At 73.6% G+C, this 18075-nt stretch carries 13 protein-coding genes and 1 pseudogene; 2 read left to right on the forward strand and 12 right to left on the reverse strand.

Annotated features, from left to right (window positions below):
* Positions 1-26 precede the first annotated feature (26 nt).
* The 5 genes from EDC02_RS04515 to EDC02_RS04535 all read right to left on the reverse strand — a co-directional run bounded on the left by EDC02_RS04515 (position 27) and on the right by EDC02_RS04535 (position 7564).
* Positions 27-1703, reverse strand: coding sequence for a GAF domain-containing protein (locus tag EDC02_RS04515; RefSeq protein ID WP_370461518.1), 1677 nt, complete (start codon positions 1701-1703; stop codon positions 27-29).
* Positions 1704-1811: 108 nt separating this feature from the next.
* Positions 1812-2690, reverse strand: a complete 879-nt coding sequence (locus EDC02_RS04520; protein ID WP_123600862.1) for a universal stress protein — start codon at positions 2688-2690, stop codon at positions 1812-1814.
* A complete protein-coding gene (locus EDC02_RS04525) occupies positions 2687-3784 on the reverse strand; it encodes a nitroreductase (protein ID WP_233605734.1) in 1098 nt (365 codons plus the stop codon). Before EDC02_RS04525 ends, EDC02_RS04520 begins: the two co-directional genes overlap by 4 nt.
* Positions 3785-3798: 14 nt before the next feature.
* Positions 3799-6552: a cation-transporting P-type ATPase gene (locus EDC02_RS04530; protein ID WP_123600863.1), complete on the reverse strand. Its 2754-nt coding sequence runs from the start codon at positions 6550-6552 to the stop codon at positions 3799-3801.
* The gene (locus tag EDC02_RS04535; protein ID WP_123604494.1) at positions 6542-7564 is read right to left on the reverse strand and encodes a nitroreductase family protein; all 1023 of its coding nucleotides are present in this window, start codon (positions 7562-7564) and stop codon (positions 6542-6544) included. Before EDC02_RS04535 ends, EDC02_RS04530 begins: the two co-directional genes overlap by 11 nt.
* A 202-nt stretch (positions 7565-7766) precedes the next feature.
* On the opposite strand from EDC02_RS04535, the gene EDC02_RS04540 reads away from it, so the two are divergent.
* Both EDC02_RS04540 and EDC02_RS04545 read left to right on the forward strand, forming a co-directional pair.
* Complete coding sequence (locus tag EDC02_RS04540; RefSeq protein ID WP_233605735.1) at positions 7767-8300, forward strand: cyclic nucleotide-binding domain-containing protein; 534 nt, start codon at positions 7767-7769, stop codon at positions 8298-8300.
* Positions 8301-8509: 209 nt separating this feature from the next.
* Entirely contained in the window at positions 8510-9823 is a 1314-nt protein-coding gene (locus tag EDC02_RS04545) for an FAD-dependent oxidoreductase (protein ID WP_123600864.1), read from the forward strand.
* 40 nt (positions 9824-9863) lie between these two features.
* On the opposite strand, the gene pflA is transcribed toward EDC02_RS04545, so the two are convergent.
* The 7 genes and pseudogenes from pflA to ppdK form a co-directional block, all read right to left on the reverse strand.
* Entirely contained in the window at positions 9864-10595 is a 732-nt protein-coding gene (gene pflA / locus EDC02_RS04550; RefSeq protein WP_123600865.1) for a pyruvate formate-lyase-activating protein, read from the reverse strand.
* 1 nt (position 10596) lies between these two features.
* Positions 10597-12852, reverse strand: coding sequence for a formate C-acetyltransferase (gene pflB / locus EDC02_RS04555; RefSeq protein ID WP_123600866.1), 2256 nt, complete (start codon positions 12850-12852; stop codon positions 10597-10599).
* A 94-nt stretch (positions 12853-12946) separates the two neighbouring features.
* Complete coding sequence (locus EDC02_RS04560) at positions 12947-13819, reverse strand: universal stress protein (RefSeq protein WP_123600867.1); 873 nt, start codon at positions 13817-13819, stop codon at positions 12947-12949.
* A 16-nt stretch (positions 13820-13835) separates the two neighbouring features.
* Positions 13836-14285: a universal stress protein gene (locus tag EDC02_RS04565; protein WP_123600868.1), complete on the reverse strand. Its 450-nt coding sequence runs from the start codon at positions 14283-14285 to the stop codon at positions 13836-13838.
* A 179-nt stretch (positions 14286-14464) separates the two neighbouring features.
* Positions 14465-14755 (reverse strand): annotated as a pseudogene (locus EDC02_RS41285) (helix-turn-helix transcriptional regulator); the annotation flags it as partial.
* 95 nt (positions 14756-14850) lie between these two features.
* Positions 14851-15288, reverse strand: a complete 438-nt coding sequence (locus EDC02_RS04575) for a hypothetical protein (protein WP_123600869.1) — start codon at positions 15286-15288, stop codon at positions 14851-14853.
* Between the two features lie 63 nt (positions 15289-15351).
* The gene (gene ppdK, locus EDC02_RS04580) at positions 15352-18045 is read right to left on the reverse strand and encodes a pyruvate, phosphate dikinase (protein WP_123604497.1); all 2694 of its coding nucleotides are present in this window, start codon (positions 18043-18045) and stop codon (positions 15352-15354) included.
* Positions 18046-18075 lie beyond the last annotated feature (30 nt).

Here is an 18075-nt window from a genome sequence, read left to right on the forward strand (position 1 = left end):
CCGTAACGGGACCATTCCGGGTGGGGTCAGTCCCGTAACGGGACCTTCCAGGTGAGGATGGTGCCGCGCGGATCCCCGGCGGCCACCGAGAAGGCTCCGCCGCGCTGTTCGGCACGTTCCCGCATGTTGACCAGCCCGCCCCGGGCCGCAGCCGGGCCCACTCCGACGCCGTCATCGGTTACCGTCAGCGCGAGTTCACCTTCGAGTGCCGACACCCGTACCACGACCTGGCCTGCTCCGGCATGCCGTACCACGTTGGACAGGGCCTCCCGCAGCACCGCCAGCAGATCCGGACGGATCTGGTCCGGCACGGCGCTGTCCACCGGCCCGTCCAGCTGCAGGGCGGGGCGGAAGCCCAACCCTTCGGCGGCCAGGTCGACCGCCTCGCGCACCTCGGTGCGCAGCGCCGCGCTCATCGGCGTACGCAGTTCGAAGATCGCCCGGCGGATGTCCCGGATGGTGGAGTCCAGATCGTCGACAGCGGTGTTGATCCGTTTGCCGATCTCCGGCCGGCCGCTGCACAGCGGCATGCTGCTCTGCAGCTGCAGCCCGGTGGCGAACAGCCGCTGGATCACCACGTCGTGCAGGTCGCGGGCGATCCGTTCCCGGTCCTCCAGCACCACCAGCAGCTCGCGTTCCTCCTGCGCCCGGGCCCGCTCGATGGCCAGCGCCGCCTGACCGGCGAAGCTGGCCAGCAGCGTCGCGTCCCCGTCGGCCGGCCCGGCCGCGTCCGCGCGGTGCGCCACCACCAGCACCCCATGCAGCGTCTCCGCGACCGTCAGCGGAGAGATCATCGCCGGTCCGGCGGTGACCGGTGCCGGCCACGGCGCCGCCTTCGCCAGGCTCTCCACCATGATCGGCTCACCGCTGGTGATCGCGCCGGCGAAGCTGGTCTCGTCGGCCGGCAGCACCGCGCCGACCAGCCCGGACGTCGATCCCTGCGGTACGTCCACCACCTCGACCGTGAACTGGGCCGCCTCGTCGTCGTTGACCAGGACCAGCACCATCTCCGCCTCGGCCACCTCGCGCGCCCGCCGGGCCACCAGGGTCAGCGCGTCGGTGCGGCGCACCGTGCCGAGCAGCACCCCGGTGATCTCCGCGGTGGCGGCCAGCCAACGTTCGCGCCGGTTGGCCAACTCGTACAGCCGGGCGTTCTCGATCGCCACACCGGCGGCGGCTGCCAGCGCCGTCACGATCTCCTCGTCGTCCTCGGTGAACTCGGCCGCACCCTGCTTCTCGGCCAGGTACAGGTCGCCGAACACCTGGTCGCGGATGCGCAGCGGCACCCCGAGGAAGCTGTGCATCGGCGGATGGTGCGGCGGGAACCCGTACGACCGGGGATGCTTGGTGATGTCCGGCATGCGGAGCGGTGCCGGATCGTCGATGAGCAGGCCGAGAACGCCCCGACCGTGCGGCAGGTCCCCGATCGCGGCGTGCGTTTGTGGGTCGATGCCGTGGGTGACGAAATCGACCAGCTGGCGGTCCGGGCCGATCACCCCGAGGGCGCCGTACCGGGCACCGGCCAGCCCGCACGCCGCCTCGATGATGCGCCGCAGGGTGCTGTGCAGCTCCAGATCGGTGCCGATGCCGACCACCGCGTCGAGCAACGCACGGAGCCGTTCCCGACTGGTGACGACTTCGCCGACCCGGTCCAGCATCTCCTGCAGCAGCTGGTCCAGTCGGACTCGGGACAGTGGGGTCAGGCCGAGCGACGGCGCGTCGCGGTGCTCGTCCGACGGGGGGTTCGCGGCGCTCACAGCGACGATGCTAACCGGCCCGTCGCCGGACCGGCTCGCTCAGACCGGCTCCGCTCAGTGCCGGGGCGGCCTGATCACGACCAGCGGACACTGGCTGCGGTACAGCAGGGCGTTGCTCACCGAGCCGAGCAGCAGCCCGGTGAAGCCACCCCGCCCGCGGGCACCGACCACCAGCAGCTGACCCCGGGCCGACTCCTCGGTCAGCACCTTGGTCGCCCGACCCTGGACCGACAGCTGCCGTACGGTCAGGTCGGGATGCCGCTCGCGGACCCCGGCCACCGACTCGGCGAGCACTGCCTCCTCCTCCGCCCGCAGCGCCGCCGCATCGTAGACCAGCGGCTGCATGTCGCCCGGGCCGATCGACGGCGGATGGGTCCAGGTGTGGACCGCGAGCAGCTCCGTACCGCGCAGGTCGGCCGCCTCGGCGGCGAACTCGACGGCCTGTGCGGACAGTTCGGAGCCGTCCACCCCGACGATCACCGGACCGCTGCGGTCGCAGTCGCCCCGGGCCACCAGCACCGGGCCGTCGGCGTGGGTCGCCACCTGGGAGGCGACCGAGCCGATCAGCGCACCGGAGATCGGTCCGAACCCGTGGTCGCCGAGGACGACCAGCGCGGCGGAGCGGGCCTCGGCGAGCAGGACCACGGTGGCGGCCCCGTCGACCACCTGGGTGGCGATCTCGATCTGCGGCGCTTCGTCGGCGGCCGCCCGGGCCGCCTCGTCGACGATCTCCCGGGTGTACCGTTCGACCTCGCCCTCCGGCGGCACCGCTGGTGCCAACGCCATCGGTGCCTGCAACGCCGGCCAGACGAAGGCGTGCACGATCCGCAGCGGGCGCCGTCGCATCTCGGCCTCCCGGGCGGCCAGCCGGGCGGCCTGCACCGCGGCCGCCGAACCGTCGACACCGACCAGTACGGGTCCCTCGGGATTCATCGCCCCTCCTCGTCCGTGGCGTGGGGTTTCGCGGTGTTCACCTCACTGGTGTCCACCAGTTGCGCCGCCGGCATCCTCGGCGGGTGCGGCGGGCCGGCGTGGTCCGGGCTGGCGATGCCGAGCCGCAGCACCAGGTACGGGTAGCCGAGCCCGGCGAGGATGTGCCGCAACGTCTGCCGGGTGGTGGCCACCTCGACCGCCCCGCTCAGCGGCACCACCGAAATGCCCAGCTCGGTCGCGGTCAGCCAGGCCGACGAGAGCGCCTCGCCGGCGGCCAGCCAGGACGCCGGCTCGTCGTCGTCACCGAAGAGCAGGGCGTAGACGGCGGCCCGGTCGTGCCCGCCGCCGACCGGCAGGGTGCCGGCCCGGCCGAAATCGCGTCCGGGCACCGTGGTCTGCGCGGCGCGTTCCGGCAGGACCTCGTCGGGCAGTCCGGTGCCGGGCGGGGTGCCCAGCCCGGTCCAGTAGTCGAGTTCGCCGCGGATCTGCGGGTCCTCCGACTCGGCTTCCTCCGCCCGGCTGGCCGCGGCGGCGAGCAGCATCACCTGGTCGGAGGAGAGGATCTGCAGCCGGACCCCGGCCCCGGCCGCGGCGGTGATCGCGGTGACCGCCGCGACCGGCAGCGGCTCGTCGCTGACCGGCCGGCGGTCGGTGTGCCGCACCTGCATCGCCTGGAACATCCGGACGGTGTCGGGCTGGACCGCGATCCGTTCGGTAGGTCGCAGCACCGCCAGCAGATCATCCTCGGCCGGGTCCGGCAACCGCTGCACCTGGGCCGTCCAGCCCTGGGCGGCGAGCGCGATCCTCGCGTGGTGCAGCGCGGCACCGCAGCTGAGGATCAGCAACCGGCGGTCCGGATCGGTGGCCGGCAACTGCCGCTCCCGGGCGGCGCGCAGCTCCAGACTGTCCGGCCGGACCCGCCAGTGCCACGGCTGGGTGTTGTGCACCGACGGCGCGTAGCCGGCGGCCGCGGCGGCCTCGGCCAGCACGGCGGCCAACGGCCGGTCGGCGGTCGCGGCGTCGACGCCGGCCGCCGCCGTGTCGACGGTGGTCCCGGTCCCGTTGCCGGTCCCGTTGGTGGTCGCCTCGTCCATCTGCTGCCTCCTGGTCAGGTCTGCTCCGCCGCCGGCTCGTGGCCGACGGGGCGCGGGGAATCCGGACCCGAACCACGTCCGTTCCCGCTCCGGGACAGATGTAACACCAGTGCGGGCAGCGCCGCGACAGCGGCACAGGCCGCCAACTCGGTCAGGGCCAGCGGCTCGGTGCCCAGCAGCGTCCGCAGCGGGCCGTGGTAGACCCCGGCGAGCTGCAGCAGACCCGCCCCGGCCACCGCGAAGACCAGCGCCGGGTTCGCCATCCGCCGCCGCGCGCCGGCCGCCGCCGTACCCCGTTGCGGGCCTTCCGCCGCCGTACCCCGGCGGGCCCGGACCGCGAGCGCGACGCCCAACTGGGCCAGCCCGAGGGTGACGAAGACCATCGTCTGCCAGGGTCGGCCCGCGTGGTACGCGGCGACACCGGCCGCCAGGGTGACCGCTGTGATCAACGCGCCGGTGGTGAGCACCCCGGCGAGCAGGCCGGCGCCGAGCACCGACTCGGTGGGCGGTCGGGGCGGCCGGCGCAGCACGTCCGGTTCGGCCGGTTCGGCGCCCAGCGCCACGCCGGGCACGCCATGGGTGAGCAGGTTGATCCAGAGGATCTGACCGGGCAGCAACGGCAGCGCCAGCCCGAACAGCGGGCCGAGCAGCATCACCGCGAGCTCGGCCGCCCCGCCGGCCAGCGCGTACCGCAGGAACCGCCGGACGTTGTCGTAGATCCGCCGCCCTTCACCGACGGCGGCCGCCACCGTACCGAGGTTGTCGTCGACCAGGACCAGGTCGGCCGCTTGGCGGGCGACGTCGGTGCCGCCGCCCATCGCCACCCCGACGTCGGCCCGGCGCAGCGCCGGGCCGTCGTTGACCCCGTCCCCGGTCATCGCCACCACGTGTCCCTGGGCCTGCAGCGCGGCGACCACGTCGAGCTTCTGCTCCGGCTGGATGCGGGCGAACACCCGCGCCTGCTCCGGGGCGGCCGGTTCGGTGGCGACCGGGTCACCGGCGGACCAGATCCCCAACCGGCCGCCGACGGCGGCGGCGGTGCCCGGATGGTCTCCGGTGACCAGCAGCAGCCGGATCCCGGCGGCGGCGAAGGTCCGGGCGGCGTCGGGGGCGTCGGCCCGTACCGGGTCACCGATTCCGAGCAGCCCCAGCGGCCGCAACCCGGTGGGACGGGCCAGGTCGGGCAAGTCCGGTTCGACCGCCGCCGCGACCGCCAGGGTCCGCAGCCCGGCGTCGGCGAGTCGACGGGCCTGGTCGAGCAGTACGGTGAGCTGCCCCGGATCGGCGGCGGTGACCTCAGGGGTCAGCACCGTCTCCGGAGCGCCCTTGCAGACGACCAGGTACCGGCCGTCACAGGTGCGGTGGGCGGTGGTCATCCGCCGGTGTGTCTGGTCGAACGGGTGCTCGGCGACCCGCGGCCAGGCCAGGCGGATCTCGTCGGCGTCAAGACCGGTCCGGCCGGCGAAGGCGACCAACGCGGCCTCCAACGGATCTCCGACCGCCCGCCAGTGCGCCGTCCGGCCGCTGTCTGTCCGGCTGCGGTCCGACCCGCCGCCGTGCTGTGGGCTGTGGTCCGCTGCGTCGTCGTCCGGGTCCGGCGCGGTCAGCTCCGCGTCGTTGCAGAGCAGCCCGGCCCGGGCCAGCCCTCGAAGGTCGTCCGGGGCGACGCCGACCGGTACGCCGGCCGTGCCGTCGGCGCTGCGGCGGACGATCCGCCCGGTCGGCCGGTAGCCAACTCCGTCCACGGTGTACTCGGCGACCGGGGTGACCACCCGCTGCACGGCCATCCGCCCCTCGGTGACGGTGCCGGTCTTGTCGGCGGCGACGACGGTCACCGAGCCGAGCGCCTCGACCGCCGGCAGCCGTCGCGGCACTGCGCGGGCCCGGGCCATCCGGTGCGCGCCGAGCGCCAGAGCGAGGGTGACGACCGCCGGCAACGACTCCGGCACCGCCGCGACGACCAGGCTCACCGCGGTCACCGCCAGGTCGGCGACTGGCCGCCCGCCGCCCAGGCCGATCAGGAACACCAGGCCGGACAACAGCACGGCGGTGGCCCCGAGTACCCGGCTCAGCCGGTTCAGCCGCAGCTGCAGCGGCGTCGGCCCGGGGTGGGTGCGCCGCATCAACGTCGCGATCCGCCCCAACGCGCTGTCGGCGCCGGTCCGGGTGACGATGCCGGTCGCCCGGCCGGCGACGACGACGGTGCCGGCGTGGGCCGGGTCACCGTCGTCGTGCCGCACCGGCACCGACTCACCGGTCAGTGTCGACTCGTCGCAGCGCAGCCGGGTCGCGGTGGTGAGGAGCAGGTCGGCGGGGACGATGTCGCCTGCGGTGATCTTGACCAGGTCGCCCGGGACCAGTTCGGCCGCCGGCACGACCCGGTCGGCTCCGTCGCGCCGCACCCGGGCCACCGGTGCCGCCAGCCGGTCCAACGCGGCGATCGCCCGGTCCGCCCGGACCTCCTGCACCACGCCGATACCGGTGTTCACCACCACGACGAGCAGGATCACCACCGTGTTCGGGTAGTCGGCGAGTGCCGTGGTGACCACCCCGGCGGCGAGCAGCAGCACGACCAGCGGGTCGCTCAGTTGACGGACCACCCGGCGGACCAGCCCGGTGCGGTCCGGCCCGCCCGGCACGACGTTCGGTCCGTACCCGGTGGCCCGCCGGGCGACCTCGGCGGCGTCGAGCCCACCCGGATCGCCCGTGGGTGTTGGATCGACGGCGGCTACGCCCGGATCGACGATCGGTCGCGTGTCAACTGGCACCGGCCACCCCCACCGTGTCGACCGCCCGGGTCGGCGCGGGTTCGAGCAACTCGGCGAGCGGCCGGCGGGGCACCGGTGGACTGAGCGGTCCGTAGCCGATCCGGATGATCGCCTGCGCCCGCCGTCCGTCCTGCTGCCGGCCGAGCAGGTCACGCAGTTCGGGAAACTCCAGCGGCTGGGTCAGCAGCGTGGTGGCCAGGCCGCGTACCGTCGCGGTGAGCAGCACCCGCTGCAGCGCCTGCCCGGCCCGCAGCCAGTCCCGCGGACTGTCGCCGACGGTGTACAGCACGGCGAGGACCGGGTCCTCCTCGAACGCGGCGACCCGCCGTCGCGGGGCCGGCCAGACCAGTCCGAAGTCGCGTACCGGCACGGTGCGGGGGACCGGCCAGGGTCCGAAGGCCTGCGGCGGTACGCCGTCGAGCCGGCCCGGTCGGTCCCGGGTCCACCGTTCCAGCTCCGCCCAGTACGCCGGGTCGACCCGGCGGCGGTCCTCGGCGGTGCCGATCAGCGCGAGCACCGACGAGCGCATCATCGGGTCGACGACGGCCAGCCGGCCGTGCTCGGTCCGGGCGGCGGCGGCGAGTTCGTCGAGCACCTCACCGGGCACCGCCAGGTCGGCGAACGGGCGTCGGTTGGTGCGCCGGTGCGCGACGGCCCGGGCGAGCAGCCGTACCGTCTCGTCCGTCTCGGTCGGCGGTCCGACCGCGATCCGGGCCAGCAGATCCGGATCGTCGGGCTCAGGCAGCAGCCGCATGACCGGTATCCGACCGTGGGCCAGCATCGCCACCCGCAGGTTGAACACGGCGGCGCCGACGCTGATGGTCAACTCCCGGCCGGCCGGGTCGACCAGGTCGACCTGTCGGCGCCGGTCGGCGAGCACCTCGATGCCGGTCGGGTGCGGCCGGAACCGCCACGGCTGGCTGTTGTGCACCGACGGTGCGGCGGCTGCGGCCTCCAGGCAGGCCGTCATCAGCGGACCGGGCCGCCCGTTCCTGATCCATCCGGCGTTCATCGCCGCCCACCACCCCTTCTGCACGTCGCGCCTCACTCGGTTCCACTCTCGTCCGGATCGGTCCCTCGGGGCAGGGGCGTTGCGCCGCTTGCCGACGGGCACTGCGTCCCACCCGGGCGGGACCTCCGACCCTGTCGCCCACGGCCGGCCGTCGGCTGCGATGGATGTCCGTGGTACGTGTCCGTGAGCGGACGGAGAAGCGATGATCCGGACCATCGATCTGCTCGACGCCCACCCGTTCCTGGCCGGGCTGCCCCGGCCCTGGCTGGAGCGGCTGTCGTACCAGGCCCGCCCCGGGGTCCGGCACAGCGGGCAGCGGATCTTCCAGCAGGGGCGCACGGCGGACCGGTTCTGGCTGCTGCGGACCGGTCAGGTGGCGCTGAACTTCCAGGTGCCGGGCCGTGGCGAGATCGACATCGAGACGGTCGCGGCCGGCAGCGTGCTGGGCTGGTCGTGGTTGTTCCCACCGTACCGCTGGGAGTTCGGGGCGGTTGCGGTGGACCAGACCCTGACGATCGAGTTCGACGCGGCAGGCATCCGCCGGCTGATCAGCCAGGACGACGCCCTGGGCCGGGAGTTGACCACCCGCTTCATGCGGGTGGTGGTCGACCGGCTGCACGCCGCCCGGACCCGGCTCACCGAGTTGTACGCCTACCCGCCGGCCACCGAGGTGGATCCGCCCCGGCCGGCCGGCGGCCGGCCCGGTAGTGGCGGGCAACGGCCATCGGCGAAGTGACCGGTCGGTAATCGGACCCGGTGTGCGAGCACCTGCGGCGGGGTGGTCGTTGGAAGCGTGTCCGCCTAGCCGGAGCTCAGGGCGCGGTACAGCATGAGGCGTTGTCTCGGCAGGCATCGATTCAGCTGATGGGGTGACGGGCCGGGCTCCCGGACGTCCCCGCTGCGTGCTGCGTCTCGGCTGGCCGCCACCACGTCGAGAGGAGACAGATGAGCATCGAGTACGCCGCCCGGCAACTGCCCGTGGTCGTGATCGGCGCCGGCCCGGTCGGACTGGCCGCCGCCGCCCACCTCGCCGGGCGCCGGGTCCCGTCGCTGCTGCTGGAAGCGGGTACCGCCGCCGGTACCGCGATCCGCAACTGGCAGCACGTACGGCTGTTCAGCAGCTGGCGGGACAACATCGACCCGGTTGCCGGCCGACTGCTCGACGCCGCCGGCTGGTCGGTGCCCGAACCCGGGCACCACCCGACCGGGGCCGAACTGATCGAGGAGTACCTGCTGCCGCTGGCGAAGCTGCCGGTGCTGGCCGACCGGATCCGCTACGGCACCCGGGTCACCGGGATCACCCGGCTCGGCATCGACCGGCTGCGTGGCCCAGGACGCGTCGGCGCGCCGTTCGTGGCCCGTCTGGCCGACGGCACCGAACAGCTCGCCCGCGCCGTCGTCGACGCGTCGGGGACCTGGGACACCCCCAACCATCTGGGTGGCGAGGGCCTGCCGGCGATCGGCGAACCGGCCGCCGCCGCGCATCTCGACTTCGCCTTGCCCGATGTGCTCGGCGTCGACCGGCCGGCACACGCCGGCCGGCACACCGTGGTGGTCGGCGCCGGACACTCGGCCGCCACCACCCTGCTCGACCTGATCGAGCTGGCCGACCAGCGGCCCGGCACCCGGATCACCTGGGCCGTCCGCCGGGTGAGCGTCGATCCGGTCTTCGCCCCGGGCGCCGCCGACGCGTTGCCGGCACGTGGCGCGATCGGCACCCGGCTGCGCCAGCTGGTCGACGCCGGTCGGATCACCCTGGAGGCCGGGTTCGTCACCCACCGGGTGGAGCAGCTGTCTGACCTCGGCCCGGTTCGGCTGTCCAGCCGCGACGGACGGATGATCGTCGCCGACCGGGTGGTCGTCGCCACCGGCTTCCGCGCCGACCACCGGGTCGCCGCCGAGCTCCGTCTCGACCTGGACCCGGTGCTCGGCACCAGCCGTGGCCTGGCCGCCCTGCTCGACCCTGGGCCGGCCCGCGGGTGGTCGGCACCAGCACCCGGAGTCGACGGGCTGCGCCATCCCGAGCCCGGCTACTTCGTCGTCGGCATCAAGAGCTACGGCCGGGCGTCGGCTTTCCTGATGGCCACCGGCTACCGCCAGGTCCGGCAGATCGCTGCCGAACTGGCCGGCGCGACAGCCGGCGGTGGCTGGTCCGGTGGTGGCTGGCGTGGCGTCACCCACCGGTTCCGCTGGTCACCGGCGTGGCGGGCCGACCGCCCGGTCGCCGTGGCCCACAGCGACCGGGTCGGTAGCCGGTGAGCCCGGCCAGAAGGTGAACCTCGTCAGGTAGGCGACCTCGTCAGTAGACGGTGAGCCCTCGGTCGCGGAACTGGCCCCGCACCCGGTCCAGCAGCGCGTCGTCCGGCGGTGCCGTCGCCGCCAGCGGATAGTCCAGCCCCAGCTCGGCGTACTTGTGCGCGCCGAGCCGGTGGAACGGCAGCACCTCGACCCGCTGCACGGTCGGCAGGCCGGCAGCCACGTCGGCCACCCCGGCCACGTTCGACTCGGCGTCGGTGAGCCCCGGCACCAGCACGAACCGGACCCAGATCGGGGTGCCCCGGTCGGCCAGCCGCCGGGCGAACCGCAGCGTCGGGTCGAGCCGTCCGGTGCGGGTCACCCGACGGTAGGTCAGTGGATCGGACGACTTGATGTCCAGCAGCACCAGATCGGTGGCGTCCAGCAGCGTGTCGTCGGCGCGGGCGCCGAGGAATCCGGAGGTGTCCAGCGCGGTGTGCAGGCCGGCGTCGTGGCACCGGCGCAGCACCGCGCGGACGAAGTCCGGCTGCATCAGCGGTTCGCCGCCGCTGAGCGTCACCCCGCCACCGGCGACCGAGATGAACCGCTGGTAGCGCTGTACCTGCGCGACCAGCGCGTCGTCGGTGGTCGGGGTGCCGGCGCGCCGGAACCAGGTGTCCGGGCTGTGGCAGAACTGGCAGCGCAGCGGACAGCCGGCGAGGAACGCGACGAACCGGGTACCGGGGCCGTCCACCCCGATCGACACGTCGTACGAGTGGACCGCCCCGGTGGTCACCTCACAGCCCTCCGTGGAACGTCCGGGAGATGACCTCGCGCTGCTGCTCGGCGGTGAGCCGCACGAAGTTCACCGCGTACCCGCTGACCCGGATGGTCAGCTGCGGGTACCGCTCCGGGTGCGCCATCGCGTCTTCCAGGGTGGCCCGGTCCAGCACGTTGACGTTGAGGTGGAAGCCGCCGGCGTCGGTGTAGCCGTCCAGCACACCGACCAGGTTGGCCACCCGCTCCGCCGGGGTGCGTCCCAGGCCGGCCGGGGTCACCGTGGTGGTCAGCGAGATGCCGTCGCGGGCGCAGTCGTACGGCAGCTTCGCCACCGACATCGCCGCGGCCACCAGCCCGTGCCGGTCCCGGCCGTTCATCGGGTTGGCACCCGGGGCGAACGGTTCGCCGGCCCGCCGGCCGTCCGGGGTGTGCCCGGTGTGCTTGCCGTACACCACGTTCGAGGTGATGGTCAGCACCGACAGGCTGTGCTCGGCCTCGCGGTAGGCCGGCTGCCGGCGCAGCTTCGCCATGAACGTCTCGACCAGCCAGACCGCGATCTCGTCCACCCGGTCGTCGTTGTTGCCGAAGGCCGGGTAGTCACCGTCGACCACGTAGTCGACCACCAGTCCGGTCTCGTCGCGCAGCACCTTGACCCGGGCGTACCGGATCGCCGACAGGCTGTCGGCGGCCACCGACAGGCCGGCGATCCCGCAGGCCAGGAACCGGTGCACCGGGTAGTCGTGCAGCGCCATCTGCAACCGTTCGTACGCGTACCGGTCGTGCATGTGGTGGATGACGTTGAGCGCGGTGACGTAGGTGGCGGCCAGCCAGTCCAACGTCCGGTCGAACGCCGCGAGGACCTCGTCGTAGTCGAGGATCTCCCCACCGACCGGCTGACTGACCGGGGCGATCTGCTCGCCGGTGACCTCGTCACGGCCGCCGTTGACCGCGTACAGCAGGGCCTTGGCCAGGTTGGCCCGGGCCCCGAAGAACTGCATGTCCCGGCCGACGCGCATGGCCGACACGCAGCAGGCGATCGCGGTGTCGTCGTCGTACCAGGACCGCAGCGTGTCGTCGTTCTCGTACTGGATGGCGCTGGTGTCCAGCGACACCTGGGCGCAGAACCTCTTGAACCCCTCGGGCAGCGTGGGCGACCAGAGCACGGTCAGGTTCGGCTCCGGCGCCGGTCCCAGGTTGTAGAGCGTCTGCAGGTAGCGGAACGTGGTCCGGGTGACCAGGGTCCGCCCGTCGGCGCCGGTCCCGCCCAGCGATTCGGTCACCCAGGTGGGGTCGCCGGAGAAGAGCTCGTCGTACTCGGGGGTGCGCAGGAACCGGATGATCCGCAACTTGATCACGAAGTCGTCGACCAGCTCCTGCGCGGCCAGCTCGGTCAGCTGTCCGGCGTCGATGTCGCGCTGCAGGTAGACGTCGAGGAACGTGGCGGTCCGGCCGAGTGACATCGCCGCGCCGTTCTGTTCCTTGCAGGCGGCCAGGTAGGCGAAGTACAGCCACTGGACGGCCTCCCGGGCGTCGGCGGCGGGCCGGGTCACGTCGTAGCCGTACGCCGCCGCCATCTCGACCAGCTCCCCGAGGGCCCGGATCTGCTCGGCCAGCTCCGCCCGGTCGCGGATCACGTCGTCGGTGGACGGGACCAGATCCAGCGCCTCACGGTGGGCCCGGCGTTCGGCGATCAACCGGTCCACCCCGTACAGGGCGACCCGCCGGTAGTCACCGATGATCCGGCCCCGCCCGTAGGCGTCCGGCAGTCCGGTGACGATGTGCGAGCGACGGGCCCGCAGCACGTCGGCCGGGTAGGCGTCGAAGACGGCGTCGTTGTGGGTCTTGCGGTACGTGGTGAAGATCTGGTGCACCTGTGGGTCGGCCGGGTAGCCGTACGCCGCGAGGGCGTTCTCCACCGTCCGCAGCCCGCCGTGCGGCATGATCGCCCGACGTAGCGGCGCGTCGGTCTGCAGGCCGACGATCAGCTCGCGGTCCTTGTCGATGTAGCCGGGGGCGTGCGCGGTGATGGTGGACGGCGTCGCGGCATCGATGTCGTAGACACCCCGGCGGCGTTCCTCGACGAACATGTCGCGCAGCCGGTCCCAGACCGCCCGGGTCCGGTCGGTCGCGCCGGTCAGGAATCCGGCGTCGCCGGTGTACGGCGTGTAGTTGGCCTGGACGAAGGCGGCCACGTCGATCGTGTCCCGCCACCGTCGTCCCTGGAAGGTCCGCCACGGATCGCGGATCTGCTCGGCGAACACGTCAGCCTCCATTGGGGTATGTGCCCGGCGGGTCGGGGACGGCCCGCCGGGCGGGGGTTGTCGTCGGCGCGGTTGTCGTCGGCGGGGTGGGCGTCGGCGCGCCCACTCAGCGGGCGTCGGCCGGGATGGAGTCGCGGATCACCGCGACCGGGCTGTGACTGTGGTGCAGCAGCTGCTGCGACACCGAGCCGAGCAGCAGGCCGGTGAAGCCACCCCGGCCGCGTGAGCCGACCACGACCAGGCTGGCGGTACGCGATGCGTCGACCAGGACCCGGCCGGGGTTGTCGACGACCGCCTCGGCGGTCATCGTGACCTCGGGGTACTTCTCCCGCCACCCGGTCAGCTCGTCGTCGAGCAGAGCACGCTCGGCGGCGACGATTTCCCGGGGGTCGAAGGCCGGCGGCTGCCACCGTGGTGCCGGCGGGTGCCAGGCACGCAGCACCCGCAGCGGCACCGCCCGGCTGGCCGCCTGCTCGACGGCGAAGCGCAGCGCGGCCAGCGACGGCTCGGAGCCGTCCACGCCGACCACCACCGGGGCGGTCGGGTGGGCCGCGCCGCGGACCACCACCACCGGGCAGTGCGCGTGCGTGGAGACGGCCACGCTGGTCGACCCGAGCAGCAGGTCCGCGAAGCCGCCGTGCCCCCGGTTGCCGACCACCAGCAACGCCGCGTCCCGGGACTTCTCCCGCAGCCGTAGGGCGGCGGGTCCGTCGAGGACGACGGTGCCGATGTCGGCGTCCGGGTGTGTCTCGGCGGCCTCGGCAGCCGCCACCCGCAGCATCGTCTCCGCGTCGCGCCGGGATGCCGCGTTCGGCCAGCTTGCCGGTACGGGGACCAGCGGCCCGGCCCCGGTCGGCCACTCGAACGCGTACGCGAGGACTACCGGGGTGGCGGTCCGGACGGCTTCGGCGACCGCCCAGCTGACTGCGGCGTCGGCGCTGGACGACCCGTCGTAGCCGACGACGATCGGCCTGACCATGGCGATTACCTCCGGCTCAGCTGGTGGTGTCGGTGGCCGAGGAGACCAGCGCGGGGACGGGGATCACCACGACCGGGCAGGTGGCCTTGCGGATGCACTCCTCGCTGACCGAGCCGAGGACGGTGTGCTGCAGGCGGCCGTGGCCGTGGCTGCCCAGGACCAGCAGATCCGCGCCGCGGGCGGCGGTGGCCAGCACGTCGGCGGCGCGGCCTTCGACCACCTCGCCGACGACCGGCGTCGCCGATCCGAGCCGGGCGGTCAGCGCGGCGATCTCCTGGTCCAGCAGTTCGCTGGCGCGTTGCCGCTCCTCGATGGGGCTGACCGCGGTTCCACCGTCCCACCGCCAGGCGACGACGGCGCGCAGCGCGCCGCCCCGCTCGGCGGCTTCCCTGGCGGCCCAGTCGAGAGCCCGGCGGCTGCCCTCGGAGCCGTCGATACCGACGACGATCAGGTGACTGGCGCTCATGATCCTCACTCCTTCAGTTGAACCTGACTACAGTCCACCTCCGTTGACGGGTGGGGGACAGGTGCGAAGGACCCGCCGTTGCGGGACTGGGGTCCCGTAGGTCGACCGGCCGGCGTCGGATGTGGTCCGGCCGGCGGCGGTACCGTCGGCGGCGGTCCGGCCGCAGCCGGCTCGCCGCCGGTGAACAGCGCGAGCAACTCGCCGACCAGGTGGTCGCATTCGGCCGGATGTCGGAACGGTACGTGTGGATTGACGGTGTACTCGTTGCGCCGGCCGACCCGGTGCCGGGTGAGGTATCCGGCTTCCTCCAGGTCGGCGACGATGGTGTGCGCCGCGCGTTCGGTTATCCCGACCCGCGCCGCCACGTCCCGCAGCCGGGCCCGTGGGTCGCGGGCGATGGCGAGCAGGACGTGTCCGTGGTTGCTGAGCAGGGTCCAGGGCGGAAGGCGCCACGTGTCGGGGGTTGTCACAGGGTAATCATATGAGTACCAATACGTGAACATCGTCCACATGGTTGCCGTCCCCGACCATGCCGGACCGCGGTGTACCGACCGTGCGGGCAACCTCACCGACTCAACCGCCGGGCCCGTAGCAGCCGGGCCCACCAGGGCCGACGGCCGTCGGCGACGACCCGTGGCGCTGGACCGGGCAGTCCCTTGAAACTGACCCAGCCGCCCGGTCCCATGGTGACCGTACCGACGGCGGCGGGACGGCGGCGAGCGACCGCCGCGACCGCCGCAGCGCCCACCGCGGCGACCGCCACCGCCGCGGCCGCAGCGGCGACCCGGTCGGCGGCGACCACCGGCCGGTAGCGGACCCGGCCGGCGGTGCACACGAACACGCCGAGCGGCCGGCCGCCGCTGCTCACCGGGATGAGCACGGCCGGATCGGTGCCGCCGGTGCCGATCACGGGGCCGAACGGACCGGACTGCGCACCGGCGGCGCGGTCCGTCGGACCGGATGCGGGCGTCGACCGGGTACGGCCGACCGGGACGGTGATCATCGTGGACCTCCTCGACGGCGCCCGGTGGGCCGGTGCCCGCACACCGACCCACCGGGCGAGCGGTCAACGGGTGTCGGACCGGTGAGCTGGGCGGACCGCCGCCCGTCCGGCCTCCAGCCGGGCCAGCGGCACCCGGTACGGCGAGCAGGAGACGTAGTCGAACCCGGCGTCGTGGAAGAACCGCACCGAGTCCGGGTCGCCGCCGTGCTCGCCGCAGACGCCGATCTCCAGGTCCGGCCGGGTCGCCCGGGCGTCCGCGACCGCGATCTGGATCAGCCGTCCGATACCGGCGGCGTCGATCGACTCGAACGGCGACACCGGGAAGATGCCGAGCTCCAGGTAGCGGCCGAAGAACACCCCTTCGACGTCGTCGCGGGAGAAGCCCCAACCCAGCTGGGTGAGGTCGTTGGTGCCGAACGAGAAGAAGTCCGCCACCTCGGCGATCGCGCTGGCCGTGAGGGCCGCTCGCGGTACCTCGATCATGGTGCCGACCGGGATCGGCGGCAGGCCGTCGAAGTCGGCGAGCAGCGCCTCGGCCTGTTCCCGTACCGCCTCCAGTTCCTGCACCGAGCCGACCAGCGGCACCATGATCTGCGGACGGGGGTCGCCGCCGGCCCGCAGCCGGACGACGGTCGCCTCCGCGATCGCCCGCACCTGGGTGGCGAACAGACCCGGCACCATCAGGCCGAGCCGGACACCGCGCAGGCCGAGCATCGGGTTGGCCTCGTGCATCCGACGGACCGCCGCGAGCAGCCGCCCGTCGTGCCCCGGGTCTTCGCCGAGCGCCTCGGCCCGGGCCACCCGGGCGGCCAACTCGTCGAGGGCGGGCAGGAACTCGTGCAGCGGCGGGTCCAGCAGCCGGATGGTGACCGGCTGGCCGTCCGTCTCGGCCAGCAACTCCTCGAAATCCTGCCGCTGCAGCGGGCGCAGCGCGGCCAGCGCGGCGTCGCGGTCGGCGTCGGTCTCGGCGAGGATCAGCCGTTCGACCAGTTCCCGGCGGTCGCCGAGGAACATGTGCTCGGTCCGGCACAGGCCGATGCCGGCGGCACCGAACGCCCGGGCCCGGCGGGCGTCGGCGGCGCTGTCCGCGTTGGCCCGCACCGCGAGCCGGCGCACCACGTCCGCGTGGCCCAGCAGCCGGTGCACCGCCGACACCAGCGGGTCCGACTCCGGTGCCAGCTCGCCCTCGATGTAGCGCAACACCGGTGACGGGTGGACCGTGACGGCGCCGGCGTAGACGGCGCCGGTCGCCCCGTCGATCGAGATCAGGTCCCCGGCGTGCAGCACGGTCGGCGCCGCCCCGGCGCCGTCGGCGACGGTGATCTCGCCGGCCACCGGGTCGACGGTCAACGCCTCGGCACCGCAGACGCAGGTACGGCCCATGCCGCGCGCCACTACGGCGGCGTGCGAGGTCTTGCCACCCCGGCTGGTCAGGATGCCGGCGGCGGCGATCATCCCGGGCAGGTCGTCCGGGTTGGTCTCCCGACGCACCAGGATGACCCGCTCGCCCCGACCGGCGGCGGCGACCGCCGCGTCGGAGTCGAACACCACCCGGCCGACGGCCGCGCCCGGAGCGGCCGGTACGCCGACCGCGAGCGGCGAGGGCGCGGCGGCCGGGTCGAACCGGGGGAACATCAGCTGACCGAGCTGGGCCCCGGTGACCCGGTCGAGTGCCTCGTCGAGGTCGATGACGCCCTCGTCGACCAGTTGCGCGGCGATGACGAAGGCGGCTTCGGCGGTCCGCTTGCCGACCCGGGTCTGCAGCATCCACAGGGTGCCACGTTCGATGGTGAACTCGACGTCACACAGGTCGCGGTAGTGGTGCTCCAGAGTGTCCATGATGGTCATCAGCCGGTGGAAGCTGCGCGGGTCGATCAGCTCCAGTTCCTGCAACGGGACCGTGTTGCGGACCCCGGACACCACGTCCTCGCCCTGGGCGTTGGCCAGGTAGTCGCCGTACACGCCGCGCGCGCCGGTCGCCGGGTCGCGGGTGAACGCCACCCCGGTGCCGGAGTCCGGGCCCCGGTTGCCGAACACCATCGCCATCACGTTCACCGCGGTGCCCAGCTCGGCCGGGATCCGTTCCTGCCGGCGGTAGAGCACCGCGCGCTCGGCGTTCCACGACTCGAAGACCGCCCGGATCGCCAGGTCGAGCTGTTCGTGCGGCGACTGCGGGAAGTCCCGGCCGGTGTGCTGGTGGAAGACCTTCTGGTACGCCTCCACCAGGGCGCGCAGGTCGTCGGCGCCGAGCGCCGAGTCCGCGGTGACCCCGGCGGTCCGTTTCACCGTCTCCAACTCGGCGGTGAACAGCTCGTCGGGCACGCCGAACACGGTCCGGCCGAACATCTGCACCAGCCGGCGGTAGGAGTCCCAGGCGAAGCGATCGTCGCCGCTCTGCGCGGCGAGGCCGTGCACGGTGGCGTCGGTCAACCCGATGTCCAGGACGGTCTCCATCATGCCGGGCATCGAGAACCGGGCACCGGACCGGACGGCGAGCAGCAGCGGGTCGTGCCGGTCGCCGAGCCGCTTGCCCAGCCGTGCCTCCATGCCCCGGAGGTGGCGGTTGACCTCGTCGAACATCCCGGCCGGCGGTGTGCCGTCGGCGAGGTAGACGCGGCAGGCGGCGGTGGTGACGGTGAAGCCGGGCGGTACCGGCAGGCCGAGCCGGGTCATCTCCGCCAGGTTGGCGCCCTTGCCGCCGAGCAGGTCGGTGAGTTCGCGGTTACCTTCGATGAAGTCGTAGACGAATTTCGGCATGGCGCCCGCCTCCTGCACTGGTTGGCGAAT

The organism is Micromonospora sp. Llam0 (genome assembly GCF_003751085.1).
Lineage (GTDB): Bacteria > Actinomycetota > Actinomycetes > Mycobacteriales > Micromonosporaceae > Micromonospora_E.

Coding starts and splice junctions, on each gene's coding strand:
- EDC02_RS04520 (WP_123600862.1), bottom strand. CDS start 2,690: ATGAATCCCGAGGGACCCGTACTGGTCGGTGTCGACGGTTCGGCGGCC.
- EDC02_RS04525 (WP_233605734.1), bottom strand. CDS start 3,784: ATGGACGAGGCGACCACCAACGGGACCGGCAACGGGACCGGGACCACC.
- EDC02_RS04535 (WP_123604494.1), bottom strand. CDS start 7,564: ATGAACGCCGGATGGATCAGGAACGGGCGGCCCGGTCCGCTGATGACG.
- EDC02_RS04540 (WP_233605735.1), top strand. CDS start 7,767: ATGATCCGGACCATCGATCTGCTCGACGCCCACCCGTTCCTGGCCGGG.
- EDC02_RS04545 (WP_123600864.1), top strand. CDS start 8,510: ATGAGCATCGAGTACGCCGCCCGGCAACTGCCCGTGGTCGTGATCGGC.
- pflB (WP_123600866.1), bottom strand. CDS start 12,852: ATGGAGGCTGACGTGTTCGCCGAGCAGATCCGCGATCCGTGGCGGACC.
- EDC02_RS04560 (WP_123600867.1), bottom strand. CDS start 13,819: ATGGTCAGGCCGATCGTCGTCGGCTACGACGGGTCGTCCAGCGCCGAC.
- EDC02_RS04565 (WP_123600868.1), bottom strand. CDS start 14,285: ATGAGCGCCAGTCACCTGATCGTCGTCGGTATCGACGGCTCCGAGGGC.
- EDC02_RS04575 (WP_123600869.1), bottom strand. CDS start 15,288: ATGATCACCGTCCCGGTCGGCCGTACCCGGTCGACGCCCGCATCCGGT.
- ppdK (WP_123604497.1), bottom strand. CDS start 18,045: ATGCCGAAATTCGTCTACGACTTCATCGAAGGTAACCGCGAACTCACC.